Below are 17,601 nucleotides of genomic sequence, written 5' to 3'. Positions count from 1 at the left end.
ATGGCCCGAATTCCTCAAATTTGACTAGCTTGCTGGGGGGTCGAGAGTACTCCGCGCTCGAGTGGTTCATGCCTGCCGGTGCGGTGATCTGCATCACTGTCGGGCGGCGAGGTTCCGGCTTCCGGGTGATGTGGTAATCCGGTCGTCCTGCCGGCCTGCTCGTCGCACCGTCCACCTGCCCCGCGGCGTCCCGGGTGCGGCCGGCCCTCCTCGGAGGGCGGGGGCTGGCCCCAGTGGACCAGGGGTGGTGGCGCCATGGCCGCCAGGGCTCCGGCGACCGTACGTTTCGACAGGTCAACGCAGCCTTCCAGAGACCGGAGACCCCATGCCCCAGGCCATGTCCACCGTCACGGAAGGTGTCCGAGACCGTACGGGAGAAGCCCCGGAGACGGGAGGCCGCGAAACGGCGCCGAGCGAGAGAACCGCCCCGGGCCCGGGAGCCGTTCCGGGTCGGGAGCCCACCGCGAGCCGGGAATCCGGGCCGGGGGGCGGCACGGCCCCGAACCGGGGGAGCGACTTCGCGCCGCTGCTCCACACGGTCAAGGGACAGGGGCTCCTGGAACACCGCACCGGCTGGTACGGGCTCGGCATCGCCGTCAACCTGCTCGCCCTGGGTGCCGTGGTCACCGGCATGTTCCTCATCGGCGACAGCTGGTGGACCCTGCTGCTCGCACTGCCGCTGGCAGTCTTCTGGTCCCGCACCGCTTTCATCGGTCACGACGCCGGGCATGCCCAGATATCCGCCCGCCGCCGGACGAGCCGGGTCGTCGGCCTCGTGCACGGCAACCTGCTGCTGGGCATGAACGAGGCGTGGTGGAACGACAAACACGTGCGCCACCACGCCCATCCCAATCACGTCGACAAGGACCCGGACGTCGCCGTCGGGGCACTGGTCTGGACCCGGAAACAGGCGGCCCTGCGCGAGGGCTTCGCCCGTTGGCTCACCCGCCACCAGGCCCGGCTGTTCTTCCCCATGCTGCTCCTCGAAGGAATCGCCCTCAAGATCTCCGGATTCCAGTACCTGAGCCGTCAGCCGGCCAGGGAGCGCGCCCTCTCGGCCCTGCTCCTGGTCGCCCACCTCGGTCTCTACACGGCACTGCTGCTCACGGTCATGTCGCCCGGCAAGGCCGCCGCCTTCGCCCTCCTGCACCACGCCCTCTTCGGGCTCCATCTGGGCATGGCGTTCGCGCCCAACCACAAAGGCATGGAGATGCCCGACCCCGACGGCGACCGCTGGGGGCACCTCCAGCGCCAGGTCCTCACCTCGCGCAACGTGCGCGGCGGTGCCCTCACCGACTGGTTCCTCGGCGGGCTCAACTACCAGATCGAGCACCACCTCTTCCCGAGCATGCCGCGCCCCCACCTGCGGCTGGCGCAGCCCCTGGTGCGCGCCCACTGCGAGGCGCTCGGCATGCCGTACACGGAGACCGGGCTCGTCGAGTCGTACCGGCAGGCGCTCCGGCACATGCACGAGGTCGGCGAGCCGCTGAGGTGACTCTCGGGCAGGCTGGAACCGATGGGACCCCGCGGGCGTTCCCACAACAGGAACGGCTGCGGCCGTGAAGGAGGCGTGTGACGGTGTCGAACAGTGCGAAGATCGCCATCGGGGGAGTCGTCGCGGCGGTCGTCCTGATGCCCTTCATCGGGTTCTGGCTGTCGTTGCTCGTCCTGGTCGGCGTGCCGACGGTCGGCTATCTGATGCTGGATCCCGGCCAGCGGCGCAGGCTCCGCAGGATCACCCGCAGGGAAACAGGCCGCTGACGGGAGCCGGCGGGAAGGACGACGGTGGAGGTGCAGAGACAGGGAGGGGCCGCGTAGCGCGGCCCGGTCGACCTGTGACCGCCCGCCGCGAGCACGCGCGGCCGACGACCCGTTGCGGTGTCCGCGATCTCGGAGGCTCCGGGGGCCGGGACGGCGGCCGGTGGTTCGCCGCTCAGACCGGCCGTACCGCGATCGCGTCCAGGGCCTCCAGCAGACCGGGCAGTTGCGCGCCCCGTACGACCGGAAACACCTCTCCCGGTTCGTCGTCCAGCAGGACGAACGCCATGTCGTCCGTCCTGGCGACCATGGACCAGCCCGGACCGTCGATGCGCAGCATCCGGGCATCACCGGCGGCGAAGGAGGACCGTATCCGGCCCGGCGGAGGTGGCACGTCCAGATAGGCATGCGCCTCCGTCAGCGCCCGTCGCAGTCCGGCGTGCGAGACGACGGGCGGGAGAGTGGTGGGGGCCGTGGCCTGCGGTCCCTCGCCTCGGGCGCCGTGCTCGTCTCCTGCCCTCTCCCCGTCCGGGTCCCCGGCACTGTCCCCGTCCGCGGCCCTTTCCCGGTCGTTCTTCCCTGTGCGAACCCCGGTGCTCGGCCCGGGGCCGGCACCCGTCCCGTTCCCGTTCCCGGCCCCGGTGCCGGTCGCGGCTCCGGACCCGAACCCGGACCCCGCACCGTCGTTCGTGACGTCGGAGGAGGCCGAGGCCGCCGTGTCGTCCAACTGCTCCCGCCAGGACATCCATTGGTGGGCGATCTCGTCCGCCCCCATGCGCCGCTGGGCCGGTCCCCATGTGCCCGTGGCGGGAGGCATGAGCGGGACCGGGCCGGGGTCCCCGGCGTCCGGGTCCGGCGCCGGATCGTGCGGGGCGGCGAGCCCCGGGGCGGCGACTGCCACCGCGAGCGGCCAGCCCGGCAGCGCGCACACCATCGAGCGGTCGTCCGGTGACAGGTCGTACTCCATGCCACAGTCCCAGGCGGCGATCGCCACGGCGACCAGCGACACGTCGTCCACGACCACGGTCCAGCGCGCGCCCCCGGCGTCCTGGCCGAGGACCAGGCCGTACCCCTCGGCATACGGTTCGAGGGCGAGCGCCGCACAGGCGGCGGGGTAGTCGTCACCGAGCACGGTCGGGAACTGCGCGGGCGTGAGCAGCGCCGCGGTCAGCACGTACAGCGCGTCGTCGTCGGTGACCGCATCGCCTGTCCCTGCCACGGCTCTCTCCTCGTCCGACACGGTTGTCGTCGGCGCACACTAACCAGCCGGTAACTCGCTCGTCGAGGTCCTGACAAGTGGTTCCTGGACCGGCCCACCACGCCCCGGCTCGTCCGCCGCGGCCCCGGCTCCGGACCCGGCCGACAGTTGTTCCCTCGAGTACGGTGCCCGCCTTCCGCCGACGTAGAGTTGGACTTCCGACCGAGGCAAGGGGGCAGCCGGGTGAAGCGGTACGAGCGCCTGAAGGAGATTCAGAGTCTCGACCCGGAACGGGACTTCCTGCGGATCTATCGCATCACGGCGACCTACGAGTTTCCGTGGGACATCGCCCGCGCACTCGAACTCGCGCTGTACCGCACCTATGCCGTCCCCAGTATCGGCCGACTCCTCGCCGAGACCGCCGAGCTGACCGAGCGCTCGCAGAAGCGCTACGACGACACCGCACTTCTCCTCGACACGGTCGTGGAGCACGGTTTCGCCGACGAAGCGGGTCGGACGGCCATCCGCCGGATCAACCAGATGCACCGAAGCTACGACATCAGCAATGACGACATGCGCTACGTGCTGTGCACGTTCGTCGTCACGCCGAAGCGGTGGCTCGACGACTTCGGCTGGCGCCGGCTGTCCTCCCACGAACTGCGGGCGTGCGCCGTCTACTACCGGACACTCGGTGCCCACATGGGCATCAAGGACCTGCCGGAGACGTACGAGGACTTCGAGCACGCCCTGGACGCCTACGAGGCCGAGCACTTCGGCTGGGACGAGGGCGGACGGCGCGTCTCCGAGGCCACGCTGGACCTGATGGGCTCCTGGTACCCGCGCCCCCTCGCGCCGGTCGCGCGGAAGGCGGCCCTTGCGCTCCTCGACGACTCGCTGCTCCGAGCGTTCAGGTACGAACGCCCCGGACCGGTGCACCGCGGGCTCACCCATGGCGCGCTCCGCCTGAGGGCGCGGGCCGTCCGACTGCTGCCGCCACGCACCAACCCGCACTACGCGCGACAGAACCCCGAGATCAAGGGGTACCCGAACGGCTACGACGTCGCCCGGCTGGGGACGTTCCCCGCTCCGGGCATTCGCGGCTGTCCGGTTCCGCACGGACGGCGCGCCGAAGCACCCGGGCAGGACTGAGCCCGAGAGGGCGACGGGCGCCCTCGGTCGGCGTGCGTTCCCTCGCCCGTCCGGCGTGCGTCGCCCCGCCCGCCGGCGCGTCCACGGCGCGCACCTGAAGCCTGCGGGGTCATGTATCGGCGCCTTCGTACGGCGCGGGCGTCAAGGCGCTCGTGCAGCGCGGGCGTCAAGGCGTACGCCCGGCGCGGGCGTCAGGCCGTATGCGTGGCGAGCGCGAGAAACCGGTCGTCCACGTCGGTGTAAGCATCGAGTCGCCAACCGGAACGCGCCGGCAACGGACAACTGGCACGGCCGGCCGCTCTCCCCGAACCCGCGGAGGGTCGTGGAGAGCGGCCGGGAGCGGATCACCGGGTGCGAACGGCCCGCGGAATCAGACGTTGACTCCGTAGTCGGACGCGATTCCGGCGAGCCCCGAAGCGTAGCCCTGGCCGACCGCTCGGAACTTCCACTCCGCGCCGTGCCGGTAGAGCTCGCCGAAGACCATGGCGGTCTCGGTCGAGGCGTCCTCGCTGAGGTCGTAGCGCGCGAGCTCGACGCCGTTCGACCGGTTCACCACGCGAATGAAGGCGTTGCGGACCTGACCGAAGCTCTGGCCGCGGCTCTGGGCCTCATGGATGGAGACCGGGAAGACGATCCTGGCGACATCGGCGGGCACGGCGGCCAGGTCCACATTGATGGACTCGTCGTCGCCCTCGCCCTCCCCGGTCAGGTTGTCACCGGTGTGCTGGACCGAACCGTCGGGGCTCGTCAGGTTGTTGTAGAAGACGAAATGCAGGTCGGAGAGGACCTTCCCGGTCTGCGAACACAGCAGCGCACTCGCGTCCAGGTCATGGTCGGCGCCCGTGGTCGTCCGCACGTCCCAGCCCAGACCGACCGTCACCGCGGTCAGGCCGGGTGCCTCCTTCGACAAGGAGACATTGCCGCCCTTGGCCAGGCTCACACCCATGAACATCCTCCAGTGGTACAGCGCTTCAGCGATCTGTGATCAGCGCGTCGTCTGTCGTCACCGGGGTGAACGCCGAGGACGACCTCATGGTTCCCATAATTGCGCAATTCCTGAAGTGATGTGTGGGGGTCTGTCGTTCCGTCCGCCTCCGCGCATGGCCGGGCGTGGCGTCCCTCCCGGCAGCGGGCCCGTCGGGAAGACGCCGCGAGCACCGCGGTCGAACGGTGCGGGCGAGGCGGGCCGTTGCGAGGCATGGGTGCATTACATTTCAGTGCCGCGTTTCGGCCGGTGTTTGCGCTCGGAGTTCCCGGGAAGTGCTTCTGGCTGGTCGTGGGCAGGTCCGGTGATCCATTCGAACAACGGCACTCGCTACATTGCGCAACTGTAAAACCACAGGGTGGTGGCGCGCGTCTTCCTCGACGGAAGGCGAGTGTTCCTCCTGGAACCGGACGAACGGGGTGGCCGATGACAACACATGGCAAGGCGGCGACGGGCCGGTCGCGGGGCGGACGCCTGAGGCGGACGGCCGTGACCGGACTGTCCTTTCTCGTGCTGCTCGTCTCGGGCGTCGGGTGGGTGTACCTGAAACTGAACGGCGGCATCGACACCTTCAGCGCCGACGGGCTCTCCGGGGACCGGCCGCCCGGTTCGTCGATGGGGCAGAACGTCCTGGTCATCGGATCGGATTCGCGTGCGGGAGGCAACAGCGAACTGGGCGGCGGCACGGGCGCGGTGGGGCGCTCCGACACCGCCTTCCTCCTCCATGTGTACGGCGACCGCAAGCACGCCGTCGCCGTGTCGATCCCACGCGACTCCCTGGTCGACATCCCGGCGTGCAGACTTCCGGGAGGTGCGTGGACCGCCCCGAAGCACGACGCCATGTTCAACGCGGCGTTCTCGGTGGGAGAAACCGCCGAGGGCAACCCCGCCTGCACCCAGAACACCGTCGAACACCTCACCGGCCTGCGCGTCGACCACACCGTCGTCGTCGACTTCGCCGGCTTCTCCGCGCTCACCTCGGCGGTCGGAGGCGTGCCCGTCTGCCTGCCCCACGACATCCATCAGCGCGACCTCAGCCCGAAACTGCCCACCCAGGGGGCGCGGATCTTCGCGAAGGGTCCGCAGACCGTCTCCGGGCAGCGGGCACTCGACTACGTCCGGCTGCGGCACGGCATCGGTGACGGCTCGGACCTCGGGCGCATCAAGCGTCAGCAGGCTTTCGTCGCCTCGCTCATCAAGAAGGTCAAGTCGCGCGGCATGAACCCGACCACGCTGTTGCCCCTCGCCGACGCGGCCACCGACGCGCTGACCGTCGACCCCGGACTCGGATCGGCCGACCGGCTGCTCTCCTTCGCCATGTCGATGAAGAACGTCGACCTGCACAACACCAAGTTCGTGACCGTCCCGTGGCGCTACGAGGGTGCTCGCGTCGCGATCGTCGAGTCCGACGCCGACGCACTCTGGGCCGCGTTGAAGGCCGACCGCACGGTCGATGGCAAGGACGCCAGCGGCAGACGGTCCGCCGAGCGCGACGGGACCGACGGCGACAGCGCCCCGTCCGCTGCCGCCGACCCGCTCGCGGGGAAGGGCATCAGCGTCGCCGTCTACAACGGGACCACGGTCACCGGGCTCGCGGCCCGGGCCGCCGACCTCCTGCGCTCCCGGGGGTTCACCGTCACCACCACGGCCACGGCGAGCCGTCAGGACCACGTCTCGACGGTCGTCGAATACGGTCCGGGCCTGCGGAACGAGGCCGAGAAGACCGCTCGGCTCCTGCCCGGAGCCAGGACGGAGGCGTCCGACTCGGCCGGAATCCGCGTCGTCCTCGGCAGTTCCTACACCGAGGGCTCGGCGGCCACGCCCGGGGGAACGGCTCCTTCCGCGGTGCCGCCCGCTGTCGCCGACGAGGCCCGCTCGGCGGACGACGACCCGTGCGCCGACGTCCCGCAGGGGTGAGTGGTGCGTGTCCGGTGGACAGTGCCTCTTCGGCCGGCCGTCACGGAGTCGAGGGGCTGGGACCCGGCCACATGACCGAGTAGTGCTTGCCCGTTCGTGACCAGTGCGCAAGGCTTACGCGAAACGCGGGGCACGGGGAACGCATGAGCGGGGAGGAACGGGCACATGGCGCTGGACAAGGAACTCGACTGGCTCCTTGACGATCTCACGAACAGGGTCGGGCACATACGGCATGCGCTGGTGCTGTCGAACGACGGACTCGTGACCGGGGCGAGCACGGGGCTGGCGCGTGAGGACGCGGAACATCTCGCCGCGGTTTCGTCGGGGCTCCACAGCCTCGCCCGTGGTTCGGGGCGCCACTTCCGTGCGGGGAGGGCCCGGCAGACCATGGTGGAGTTCGACGAGGCGCTGTTGTTCGTGACGGCCGCCGGCGAGGGAAGCTGCCTCTGCGTGCTGAGCGCGGCCGACGCCGACGTGGGCCAGGTCGCCTACGAGATGACCCTGCTCGTCAACAGGGTCGGCGAACACCTCGGCGTCGCCGCGCGCCAGGGCGGGGACGAGGAGGACGACCGGGTCTGATCCGCGCGGGAGTTTTCCACAGGCCGCGCGGATGGGCCGTCCCCGGACGAGCGTCTCGCCGGAACCAGATCGAGACGGGTCTCCGGATGCTCCTCGTCCCCGAAATCGGTCGAGATGCCCAGCGGAAGACCACCGCGCACCTGCGGACCGCCGCCCCGACCGTCCACCTGCTGGATCAAGGTCCAGCAGGAACTCCGAGTGGTCGATATCCGTCGTCGCGTCGTGCACCACCGCGACGACCCGGACCCGGACCCGGCCGTCGTCGCCGCGCAGAACACGTGCCTGGAGGTGTGTCCGCCGGTCCTGGCCACCCTTCAGGGGGAGTCGGGGATGGACGCTGTACGAACTGCACCTCCTGACGATCGCGTCATTGATCGCCTCGTCGAGCCGGGCCCGCTCGGTGGCGTCGAGCCGTTCCACCGCCGACTCGGGCCCGGAATCGAACGGCATTGGGTCCAGCCCCAGGACCAGCAGGCCCGCTTCATCGATCCCGAACCCGGTGGTGCCCGGCACCCCTGCCTTCCGGGTGAGGAACACGCCCCCGACAATGAGCGGTGGAAGATCGTCCGCGGGCGACGGACGATGCGGCACAAGGGCTGACCGGAGCGCATTCATGAATCATGACGATCCCGTCCTGACGCACACCGAGGGTCGTGTCCGGCACATCACGCTGAACCGACCGCGGGCACTCAACGCGCTGAATCACACCATGGTGCTGCGGATCGACGAGGCGCTCGCCGAAGCGGAGCGCGACGACGCGGTCACCGCCGTGTTGATCACCGGTGCGGGAGAGCGGGGCCTGTGCGCGGGAGGGGACATCCGGTCCATCCACGACGACGCCCGAGCGGGCGGCACCGCGTCACTCGCGTTCTGGCGCGACGAGTACCGGCTCAACGCCCGCATCGCCCGGTACCCGAAGCCCTATGTGGCGATCATGGACGGGATCGTGATGGGCGGCGGCGTGGGGATCTCGGCTCACGGCGACGTCCGGATCGTCACCGAACGCTCGCGCGTCGCCATGCCCGAGACCGGCATCGGATTCGTCCCCGACGTGGGCGGAACGTACCTGCTCGCGTCCGCCCCCGGCGAGCTCGGCACCCACCTGGCACTCACGGCGGAGGCGGTGGGAGCGGCTGATGCCCTGCTGTGCGGGCTCGCCGACCACTTCGTACCGGCTCGGCGCCTCACCGCCCTCACCACGGCACTCGCCGACTGCCGCACGCCCGACGAGATCGACGCAACGGTGCGGGTACACGCCGCCTCCGTGCCGGAAGGCGAACTGGAGGCGCACCGTGAGTGGATCCACACCTGCTACCGGGCGGACACGGTCGAGGAGATCCTCGACCGGCTCGACAACAGCGGCGTGCCCGCCGCCAAGCAAGCCGCCGCAGCGATCCTCGCCAAGTCGCCCACCGCGCTCAAGGTGACCCTCTCCGCACTGCGCAGGGCCCGTCGGCTCGGCGGCCTGGAGGCGGTGCTCGACCAGGAGTACCGCACGTCGTGCACCGCCTTCGCCAGGCTCGACCTGGTGGAGGGCGTGCGGGCCCAGATCATCGACAAGGACCGCCGCCCACGGTGGAGTCCGGCGGATCTGACCGAGGTCACGGACGACGACGTGGCGCGGTTCTTCGCCCCGCTGGGCGAACGCGAACTCGGCCTGGCCCCCGCCTCCGGGACGACCGCCTGAGGCGGCACGCCGAAGGACGAAGCAGGGACGGACGAGGGAAGGCGGAGCAGGGCGGACCGGGGGACCGGAAGGCCGCGGCGAGAAGAACCGGAACGCGTGGAACAGGTGCGGCCAGGACAACCGGAAGGCCGGTGAGAAAGAAGGGCCCCCGGCGGAGGGAACCGTTCAAAGGGGCCGTTTCCGACGTCGAACTCGACACGGACTCCCCGCCCCCGCTCGCCGTGATAGATCCCCAGCCCGCACAGCAGCGGATCCCTCGCGCTGATCGCGAGGTGGCGGGGCCGTCGTGGCCCATCTCGACCGTCCGGTCCCGGAAGTCGAGGGCCTGGAGTTCGGTGAACGGGCCATCGGCGTCGATGGTGTCGGTGGTCAGCATGGCCAGACCGGTGCGCAACTCGTACTCCCCGGCCACCGGGATGCCCCGCGCGGTCAGGAACCACGCGCCGAGCTTTCCCGCGCGCAGCAGGAAGGCCACGATGAACTCGATGTCGGTGCCCGACGCGTGATGCCCGGTGTCCACGATCACCTGGGCACTCGGTCCGAGGGGCAGACGGAGCGCGTACGCCGTGCCCAGTCCGGCACGTCCATCGAGTAGAATGCGGGCTCGAACAGCTTGTACTCCAGCAGCATCCGCCGGCCGTCGCCCGGCCCGTACCGCAGTGATGGCGCATCGGCGCGAAGAGGAGAAGACCGCCGACAGGGCGACGGCCGCTCCGCCCGGTCGGCTCAGTGACCTCCACCCGACATACTCGGCCGGATCGTTGACACGAGGTCGAAGAACCGCGACTCGTTCCCGCACAGCCCCGCCCGCTCCAGCGCGCCATCGGCCTCCGCCATCGGGGAGGCGAGCAAAGGTACGTACACGGGGCCGTCCTCGGGATCCGCCAACGCCGCCCGGGTGGCCTCCAGAAGTCGGACATACGCCTGGGCCGCGGCGAGTTCGTCGTTGCGCATCACAGCATCTCCCACTCAGAGGTGTCGGACCCACCAGCATCCCCCATGGGGCCGACAGCGAGGACGCAGTCGGAATCACCTGTGGGCCCGACCCGGCCGGCTCAGGTTCGAAACAGTCTTTTCGTACGAGTGTGCGGCAACCCCGATGTCCGCCTCCTCCGGTCGCACCAAGCGCCACCGCATCGACCGTGGCGGGGACGGTCGGCATCCGGCAGTCCGCACGACAGCCTCACGGGTTCGTGGCCCGCGAGGCCCGTCGGCAGTTCGGAACCGCGGGCGCTCGCACACGGCAAGTGCGGTCAGAGTATGCTCATGACGAGGATCGGCGACCGTCGGCGGCGGCGAGCTCGAGGGAGTGAGCCGCGGTCAGACGTTCGATGAACGTCCGGAAGTCCTCGGCCAGCGAGAGCTCCGCGGGAACCTCCGTGTCGAACCAGGTCACGGACGGCCCGCCTTGTGCGCCGCACGTCCGGCAGTCGAGCGCGATCCACCAGTGGCCGTCGCCCGAGAGCGGCACCAGAGGTGAGGGAAGGCCCCACTGGCCGTCGTGACGGCCGATGCCCAGCAGATCGTCGTGCGGGACATGGTTCTCGCTCCACGAGGTCGGCACGTCAGTCGGGAAGGCGTTCCACGGCGCCGCGACCGGTCCACCGTTCCGGATACGCAGAAGCTCCAGCAACGAAGCCGGCAGCCGCACACCGGGCCGGAGCTCGGCATCCAGAGCGGCCACGTCCGTCAACGGTGGCTGTACCCCGTACAAACCCTCGCCCCAGAACGTCGCCTTCACCTCATCGAACCGGGTCACGAGCGCATCCCCATGACCGAGGCACATCCGCTCGACGAGTGGGAGGGGCTTCGACGCCTCCGTACGACGCGGCGGCGGAGCATCCGTCAGGCGGCGCCGGGAACCGGATCGAACGGCTGAGGAGCCGGTCGGGCGGAGGGCGCCGCTACCGGAGCGACTCCGGGCCGCCGTCCCGGCTCCGGACGCCCGGCGGCGGTTCGACCTCCAGGAACCTGCGACGACGCGGCCCCCGGTACGGCAGCACCGTCCAGCCCAACTCCCGCAGCGCGGCCGCACACCGGTCCAGTTCCTTCACCTCGGCGTGCGTGGCCCCGCCGCCCGGCGGACCGACCCACTCCACTCTCGCGCCGCCCGGCGCCTCGCCCGCCGTCACGCGGTACCCGGTCGCCGTCCGCGCGCCGGAACCGTCGACCGCGGAAGCTGCCAGGCCCGACGCCTCCAGGGCCACGGCCACGGCCCGTACCGGCCGGTGCGTCTCCCACCGCGCGGGTACGCCCTCCGGGCTCGGGAGCCCTGTGTTCGTCAGCCGACGGATCTGCAGCATCCCCTCGAACGCCGTGCGGACGGATGCCGCGCGTCGTTCGTCCGGAACCGTCACCCCTCCGTCCCCCGTGGCCGGTTCGAAACCAGTGTCGTCCCCGATACCCATCAGCGTCCCCTTCGGCGTGCGGTACTGCTGCCAGTGTGCTGCGCGGCACTGACAGCCGCTCGGACACGGCGCGCCACCGAGCTCACGGAGAGGCCGGACGCCTGCGCACGGGCCGGGCGGGGGCGTTCGCCCGGCCGGATCGGGAGCCTGCGCGCGAGGTCGCACGGGATCTAAACCATGCGGACAGCGCTCGCAGGACGGACCGGCGACGCGCGCCGGAGACCTGCTCGTCGACCCGGATGAAGAAGTCGTCCGCGAGGGTGTCCGTCCAGTCGTAGGCCGGATCGTACGGACCGGTGTCCGGCTGCGGCAGCCGCTTCTGCCAGCGGGGGACGGACGGACCGCCGATGGTGAGCAGGCGACCGTACGGGCACCGGACCAGCCGGACGACGCCCTTCTCGGTGTCCCACCGGCGCTCGCCGTACTGGAAGCAGAGCACCGTTCCGTCGGCGTGCAGGGCAGCCGCCGTTCCGGTGCGGTGCCTCAGGACGTGGACGAAGCCGTGGCCGCGGCCCGAGGCCGCGACGAGGAGCCCGGAGGACGGGTCCAGCACCCACGCCACGTCATGGCGGTCGTAGTCCCGCAGCACCGCCATGGACATCAGTGGCGCGGCACCAGGCCGGGCTCCCGGTCGACGGCGGCGTAGCTGCGGCTCGCCGCCGACGGTCGGCGTCGTGCCGACAGATATGAAGGGGGGCTCTTTTCACGGAGAAAACAGGGTGAAACGGACGGCGCGGCGGCCGGTGCGTCCGGCAGCGATCACGGGTCGGCGCGTACGGGTGACGCCCACCGATAGGGTTGACGGTCCGACAGTCATGTACCCGGAGGACTCACCGACCGTGCCCGCCCATGTCCCAGGCCCCGGCTCCGAGCACGCCACGCTGCGAGCCGACTGCGCGAACTGCTTCGGACTCTGCTGTGTCGCGCTGACCCTCACCCGGTCCTCGGACTTCGCGATCGACAAGGAGGCCGGGAAGCCCTGCCGCAATCTCCAGGAGGACTTCCGCTGCGGCATCCACACCGAACTGCGCACACGCGGCTTTCCCGGCTGTACCGTGTACGACTGCTTCGGGGCCGGGCAGAAGGTGTCCGGCGAGACTTTCGAAGGGCGGGACTGGCGCGGGTCGCCGGACACCGCCCGGCGGATGTTCCAGGTGTTCCCGGTCATGCGGCAGCTCCACGAACTCCTCTGGTACCTCACGGAGGCGTTGTCCCTCGGACCGGCCCGGACCCTCCACGGAGAGATCCGGCGCTGCCTGGAGGAGACGGAACGCCTCACACGCCTGCCGGCGGACACGCTCGCGGAGCTGGACGTGGCCGCGCACCGCGAGTCGGTCGCCGCACTCCTGTCCAGTGCGAGCCGGGCCGTCCGGGCCACCGCACCGCGCGGGAAGAAGCGCGACCGCCGCGGCGCCGACCTCATCGGCGCCCGGCTCAGAGGCGTCGATCTGAGAGGAGCCGACCTGCGCGGCGCCTACCTCATCGCTGCGGACCTCAGCGGCGCCGACCTGCGACTGGCCGACCTGACAGGCGCCGACCTCCGGGACGCCGACCTGTCCGCCGCCGACCTCACCGCGAGCCTCTTCCTCACCCAGTCCCAGCTCAACGCGGCCAGGGGCGACGCGGCGACGAAACTACCGACCTCTCTCGGCCGCCCCACGCACTGGGGCGACTGAACCCCGACCCGGACCGCACCACCGACGGCCCGGACACCAGCCGCGCCGCAACCGGGCAGAACACCCCCTGCGGCCGGGCACCGCCGGCGCCCGTGGATCGTTGCACAGTGTGACGTATCCGGAGTGCCTTCGACCGGACCGAGGAGTCCCGCACATGGCCAGCAGTACCGACCACAACACCGAGCACAGCCGTACCGGCGGCGGCCCTACCGATGGCGGCCGCACCCGTCTGGTCGAGCGGCTCATGGAACAGTTCCCGCACGTCCCCCGGGAAGCCGTCATCAAGGAGGACCTGCTGCGCGGCGGCGTGGCGTTCGACGAGTCCGCGCTCAGTGACAACGAGGACGGCGACGTCAAGCCGAAGTCGTACTTCATCTTCTCGTTCGACCACGGAACGCTCCCCGAGCTCGGCGCGGCCGCACTGCGCCGCCCCCCGGAGGAGATCGTGCTCACCGGAGGCCCCTACGAACTGCGGCGGACCGTGGTCTCCGTGCGGGTCAATCCGGCCTCTCCGTACCGTGTCGCCGCCGACGACGACGGGGTGCTCGGGCTGTACCTGGACGGTCGGCGCATTTCCGACGTCGGCCTGCCCCCGATGCCGGACTACTACCGGCACACCCTGGAGAACGGCAAGTCCGTGATGGAGGTCGCACCCACCATCCAGTGGGGCTACCTCGTCTACCTGACAGTCTTCCGGGTCTGCCAGTACTTCGGGGCGAAGGAGGAGTGCCAGTACTGCGACATCAACCACAACTGGCGCCAGCACAAGGCGGCGGGACGCCCCTACACCGGCGTGAAGCCGGTCGAGGAGGTCCTGGAGGCCCTGGCCATCATCGACAAGTACGACACCGCGAAGTCGTCCACCGCCTATACCCTCACCGGCGGCGCCATCACCTCCCACATCGGCGGCCGCGACGAGGCCGACTTCTACGGTCAGTACGCCAAGGCGATCGAGGAGCGTTTCCCCGGCCGGTGGATCGGCAAGGTCGTCGCACAGGCCCTGCCCAAGGCGGACGTCCAGCGCTTTCGCGACTACGGCATCCAGATCTACCACCCGAACTACGAGGTGTGGGACCGCCGCCTCTTCGAGCTCTACTGCCCGGGCAAGGAACGCTACGTGGGACGCGACGAGTGGCACCGCCGCATCCTGGACTCGGCCGACGTGTTCGGCGCCCGCAACGTCATCCCCAACTTCGTCGCGGGCGTGGAGATGGCCGCGCCCTTCGGCTTCACCACGGTGAAGGAAGCCATCGAGTCGACCACCGAGGGGCTGCGGTTCTTCATGTCGCACGGCATCACGCCGCGCTTCACCACGTGGTGCCCGGAGCCCACCACCCCGCTCGGGAAGACCAACCCCGACGGGGCGCCGCTGGAATACCACATCCGCCTGCTCGACGCCTACCGCGCGACCATGGAGGAGTTCGGCCTCAGCTCGCCTCCCGGCTACGGCCCGCCCGGGGCCGGCCGCGCCGTCTTCTCTGTCAGCTCGTTCATGGACAGCCTCCCGGCCCGGCCCGACGACGCCCAGGAGTAGCCCGTCTCTCGGCTGCCCGGACCGCCGACGCGCGGGGCGACCGGCACGCGCACCGGACCGTCGCGGTACGAAGCTCCGGTGCGCGGTGCCCGGCAGGACGCGGCCGACGCGCGCCGGGCCCGACGAACCGGGCGCGGCGGCCGCGGACCGTCAGGCGCGCCACTCCGCCGTACGTTCCGGGGACGCCTCGGCGAGCGCCTTCGTGACCGCCTCGACATCACCGCGATGGCCGTAGACGGGCGAGCCGGGCTGCTGCCGCCAGGACTCGTCGAGGCCGCCCGCGTCGACGGTGTCGAAGCCGAGTTCGTCGATGAGATGCCTGACGACCCGCTTGGCCGCGGCGTCGTCACCGGCCACCGGCAGCGCCTGTCGGCCGGGGCTGCCCTGAGGGCGGCCGTTGTCGAGGATGTCCTGCGCGTAGGTCCCGTTGAACGCCTTGATCACGGGGTGGCCGATCTGCCGCTCCGTCCACCGACTCTCCGGCAGCCCCTCCTCGATGGCGGCGATCCGGCCGTCCCGCTGCTGAGGGTAGTAGTTGCCGGTGTCGATGACCGCGACCCCCTCCGCGGCCTCGTCGAGCAGACCCGAGGGCAGCAGCGGGACCGCCTTGAGGGGAATGGTGACCACCACGATCTCGGCCCCCCGGGCGGTCTGCGCCGCGGTGACCGGGGTCGCCCCGGTCTCCCGGGCGAGCTCCGTGAGCGTCTGCGGGCCCCGGGAGTTGGCGACGGAGACGTCATGCCCCAGGGCGGTGAGGCGCCGGGTGAGATTACCGCCGATGTTGCCCGCTCCGATGATGCCGATCTTCATGGATCCGACCTTTCCATGGTGCCTGCGGTGTGTGAGGTGCTCTCGCCGCATCCCCAACTTCCCGCCGGGCAGCCCTATTCCACCGATGGGAAAAAAACGGTTCGCCTGTTCACCGAACGGATGGGCCCGAGCGGCCGGGGGCACGTGCACAAGGAAAACCGGAACCACGGAGCAGACCCCACTTTCTCCGGCCGGGGAACATCACGGCGCAGGCGGAGCACTTCCTGAGCAAGGCGCCGGAGAAGGCGGGCGATCTGCTCGCCGTGGACTGGGAGGAGAACGGCGAGGGCACCCGGCCGAGCAACGCCGGGAAGGACCGCTTCATCCGCGAGGTCAAGCGCCTGCGGCCGCACCACAAGGTGCTGCTGCTGTACTGCAGCCGCACCTTCTGGCTGCACCACGACACGATGTCGTACACGGGGGACGGCCTGTGGATGGCCGACTACGTGACCGCCGGAAAGCCCCGGATCAAGGCGTCCTGGCGCATTCACCAGTACACCGACCAGCCCCTCGACAAGGACGTGGCGGCGTTCTCGTCGCGGGCCGCCCTGCGTGACTGGGCACGCGGGCAGTCGTAGCGACGCCGCGAGGCCGACGGACGGACCGGGACGCCGACGGTCCGGACGGTCGGGCACGGCGCCGATCGGCGCGGGCGGCGACGAGTGAGGGCCGGACGGTCCTCATGGGCTTTTCCGGGGCCTTTCGCCATTGGTGCGGGTCGCGGCCGGTCGGTCCCCTGCCCGGTCCCGGCGGAGGAGTCCGCCCGTGGCCGTCGTTGTCCGGAGCTTCACCGGACTGCTGGTGATCGAGGACCGGCTCGTGCCGGGACCGGCCGGTCATCAGGTACGCACGCCTAAGGGCTGTCCCGTAGTCCGTGGTGGACCAGCGCGCGGCGTCGGATGCGGTGCATCGCAAGGCGGAGGGGCGTCCGCATACTGGACGTATGCGGATGTTCCGACAGCGCGGCGAGGTGCCGCAGCTGTCGTCGCGCGCCCGCCGGGGATTACGGGACAGCCCTTAGCATGAGGCCGATGAGCGAGATCCCGCCCAGCCTTCTGGGATTCACGACCTACCTGCTGTCCAGGACCGGCAGGACCGCGCGGAGCAGGCTGGCGGCGAGGTTGGCCGAGCGGGACATGAAGCCGTGGCACATGGCGGTGCTGTCCGCGCTGGCCGATTTCGGTCCCCATGCGCAGCGGGAGCTGGCGTCGCGGCTCGGGATCGACCGGAGCGACATGGTGAAGATCGTGGACGATCTCGCGATCGCCGGACTCGTGGAACGGGCCCGTGACACCGCCGACCGCCGCCGGGTGACGGTGACGTCCAGTCCGGCGGGCCGCACGGTGCTCGCGGACCTGCAGGCGGAGGCGCTGGGCGTCCAGCGGGAACTGCTCGCCCCCTTGAGCACTGCCGAACAGGCGCAGTTGGCGGCGCTGCTGCGCCGCGTCCACGCCCATGTCCATGTCCATGAGGAGGGACAGGGGCCGGGACCCTCGGCGTCCAGCGGCTGAGGTCCCGGTGCTGCCCCGGCCGGAGCGGCACCGTCCCGGTTTCCTCGCGCGCTTCACGCGCGGCGCGCGATCGGCCGCCCGCGGCCGGGGAGTGGTGCGGTGGTACGGCCGCCGGTTCCGGGCGCGCCGGGCGTCGGGCGGAACAGGGGCGCCGGACGGGAAACGGGCGTGGGCGCGGGGCGGGAATGTTCGCTGTTCGGGGCGTGTCAACGAAAGACACGCTGTCGCGGGGGTGAGCGGGTTTCAGGAAGTCGCCCGGACGGACCAACGGAATATCAAGGGCGCCTACTTTCAGGGCAGTTGAGCGTTTATCGGATTATCCGGAAATAGCATTTGGCGTAGGTCGTGTACCCCGATAGGCGTTCGGGCCGCGCACGGCAACGTGTCCG

The 17,601-nt window shown here is 70.7% G+C and carries 17 protein-coding genes and 3 pseudogenes; 11 read left to right on the top strand and 9 right to left on the bottom strand.

Features of this window, described 5'->3' with window-relative positions:
* Positions 1–337 precede the first annotated feature (337 nt).
* Both ACFYXM_RS34810 and ACFYXM_RS34805 read left to right on the top strand, forming a co-directional pair.
* On the top strand, positions 338–1,495 hold the full coding sequence (locus ACFYXM_RS34810; protein ID WP_389295568.1) for a fatty acid desaturase family protein: 1,158 nt from the start codon (positions 338–340) through the stop codon (positions 1,493–1,495).
* An 83-nt stretch (positions 1,496–1,578) separates the two neighbouring features.
* Positions 1,579–1,761: a hypothetical protein gene (locus ACFYXM_RS34805; protein WP_389295566.1), complete on the top strand. Its 183-nt coding sequence runs from the start codon at positions 1,579–1,581 to the stop codon at positions 1,759–1,761.
* A gap of 172 nt (positions 1,762–1,933) precedes the next feature.
* Here ACFYXM_RS34805 and ACFYXM_RS34800 read toward each other — a convergent pair whose 3' ends face one another.
* On the bottom strand, positions 1,934–2,977 hold the full coding sequence (locus ACFYXM_RS34800) for a hypothetical protein (RefSeq protein WP_389295564.1): 1,044 nt from the start codon (positions 2,975–2,977) through the stop codon (positions 1,934–1,936).
* A gap of 222 nt (positions 2,978–3,199) precedes the next feature.
* On the opposite strand from ACFYXM_RS34800, the gene ACFYXM_RS34795 reads away from it, so the two are divergent.
* Positions 3,200–4,105: an oxygenase MpaB family protein gene (locus tag ACFYXM_RS34795; protein ID WP_389295562.1), complete on the top strand. Its 906-nt coding sequence runs from the start codon at positions 3,200–3,202 to the stop codon at positions 4,103–4,105.
* Between the two features lie 370 nt (positions 4,106–4,475).
* Here the strand turns inward: ACFYXM_RS34795 and ACFYXM_RS34790 are convergent, their stop codons facing one another.
* Positions 4,476–5,051, bottom strand: coding sequence for a TerD family protein (locus tag ACFYXM_RS34790; protein WP_389295560.1), 576 nt, complete (start codon positions 5,049–5,051; stop codon positions 4,476–4,478).
* 528 nt (positions 5,052–5,579) lie between these two features.
* Here ACFYXM_RS34790 and ACFYXM_RS34785 point away from each other — a divergent pair.
* The 4 genes from ACFYXM_RS34785 (at position 5,580) to ACFYXM_RS34770 (ending at position 9,273) form a co-directional block, all read left to right on the top strand.
* On the top strand, positions 5,580–7,007 hold the full coding sequence (locus ACFYXM_RS34785) for an LCP family protein (protein ID WP_389295558.1): 1,428 nt from the start codon (positions 5,580–5,582) through the stop codon (positions 7,005–7,007).
* A 165-nt stretch (positions 7,008–7,172) separates the two neighbouring features.
* Positions 7,173–7,586: a roadblock/LC7 domain-containing protein gene (locus ACFYXM_RS34780; protein WP_389295556.1), complete on the top strand. Its 414-nt coding sequence runs from the start codon at positions 7,173–7,175 to the stop codon at positions 7,584–7,586.
* Positions 7,587–7,784: 198 nt separating this feature from the next.
* Positions 7,785–8,186: a hypothetical protein gene (locus ACFYXM_RS34775; protein ID WP_389295554.1), complete on the top strand. Its 402-nt coding sequence runs from the start codon at positions 7,785–7,787 to the stop codon at positions 8,184–8,186.
* A gap of 13 nt (positions 8,187–8,199) precedes the next feature.
* The gene (locus tag ACFYXM_RS34770; protein WP_389295552.1) at positions 8,200–9,273 is read left to right on the top strand and encodes an enoyl-CoA hydratase/isomerase family protein; all 1,074 of its coding nucleotides are present in this window, start codon (positions 8,200–8,202) and stop codon (positions 9,271–9,273) included.
* Positions 9,274–9,443: 170 nt separating this feature from the next.
* On the opposite strand, the pseudogene ACFYXM_RS34765 reads toward ACFYXM_RS34770, so the two are convergent.
* The 6 genes and pseudogenes from ACFYXM_RS34765 to ACFYXM_RS34740 form a co-directional block, all read right to left on the bottom strand.
* Positions 9,444–9,721 (bottom strand): annotated as a pseudogene (locus ACFYXM_RS34765) (arabinose isomerase); the annotation flags it as partial.
* Positions 9,695–9,918: pseudogene (locus tag ACFYXM_RS34760) on the bottom strand (rhamnose isomerase); the annotation flags it as partial. The pseudogenes ACFYXM_RS34765 and ACFYXM_RS34760, both read right to left, overlap by 27 nt.
* Before the next feature lie 81 nt (positions 9,919–9,999).
* On the bottom strand, positions 10,000–10,227 hold the full coding sequence (locus ACFYXM_RS34755; protein WP_389295550.1) for a hypothetical protein: 228 nt from the start codon (positions 10,225–10,227) through the stop codon (positions 10,000–10,002).
* Between the two features lie 310 nt (positions 10,228–10,537).
* Positions 10,538–11,032: an SMI1/KNR4 family protein gene (locus ACFYXM_RS34750; RefSeq protein ID WP_389295548.1), complete on the bottom strand. Its 495-nt coding sequence runs from the start codon at positions 11,030–11,032 to the stop codon at positions 10,538–10,540.
* 145 nt (positions 11,033–11,177) lie between these two features.
* Positions 11,178–11,681, bottom strand: a complete 504-nt coding sequence (locus tag ACFYXM_RS34745; RefSeq protein ID WP_389295546.1) for a hypothetical protein — start codon at positions 11,679–11,681, stop codon at positions 11,178–11,180.
* An 82-nt stretch (positions 11,682–11,763) separates the two neighbouring features.
* Positions 11,764–12,282 (bottom strand): hypothetical protein, encoded by a 519-nt coding sequence (locus ACFYXM_RS34740; protein WP_389295544.1) that lies wholly within the window; start codon positions 12,280–12,282, stop codon positions 11,764–11,766.
* 214 nt (positions 12,283–12,496) lie between these two features.
* On the opposite strand from ACFYXM_RS34740, the gene ACFYXM_RS34735 reads away from it, so the two are divergent.
* Both ACFYXM_RS34735 and ACFYXM_RS34730 read left to right on the top strand, forming a co-directional pair.
* Positions 12,497–13,357: a pentapeptide repeat-containing protein gene (locus ACFYXM_RS34735; RefSeq protein WP_389295542.1), complete on the top strand. Its 861-nt coding sequence runs from the start codon at positions 12,497–12,499 to the stop codon at positions 13,355–13,357.
* Between the two features lie 154 nt (positions 13,358–13,511).
* Positions 13,512–14,891 (top strand): radical SAM protein, encoded by a 1,380-nt coding sequence (locus ACFYXM_RS34730; protein WP_389295540.1) that lies wholly within the window; start codon positions 13,512–13,514, stop codon positions 14,889–14,891.
* A 150-nt stretch (positions 14,892–15,041) separates the two neighbouring features.
* Here the strand turns inward: ACFYXM_RS34730 and ACFYXM_RS34725 are convergent, their stop codons facing one another.
* The gene (locus ACFYXM_RS34725) at positions 15,042–15,752 is read right to left on the bottom strand and encodes an NADPH-dependent F420 reductase (RefSeq protein ID WP_389295538.1); all 711 of its coding nucleotides are present in this window, start codon (positions 15,750–15,752) and stop codon (positions 15,042–15,044) included.
* A gap of 128 nt (positions 15,753–15,880) precedes the next feature.
* Here ACFYXM_RS34725 and ACFYXM_RS34720 point away from each other — a divergent pair.
* Positions 15,881–16,279: pseudogene (locus ACFYXM_RS34720) on the top strand (GH25 family lysozyme); the annotation flags it as partial.
* A 453-nt stretch (positions 16,280–16,732) separates the two neighbouring features.
* Complete coding sequence (locus tag ACFYXM_RS34715) at positions 16,733–17,212, top strand: MarR family winged helix-turn-helix transcriptional regulator (RefSeq protein ID WP_389295536.1); 480 nt, start codon at positions 16,733–16,735, stop codon at positions 17,210–17,212.
* Positions 17,213–17,601: the final 389 nt, after the last annotated feature.

Origin of the sequence: Streptomyces sp. NPDC002476 (assembly GCF_042889785.1) — a bacterium.
Lineage (GTDB): Bacteria > Actinomycetota > Actinomycetes > Streptomycetales > Streptomycetaceae > Streptomyces.
This window is presented reverse-complemented; position numbering and strand designations above follow the sequence as displayed.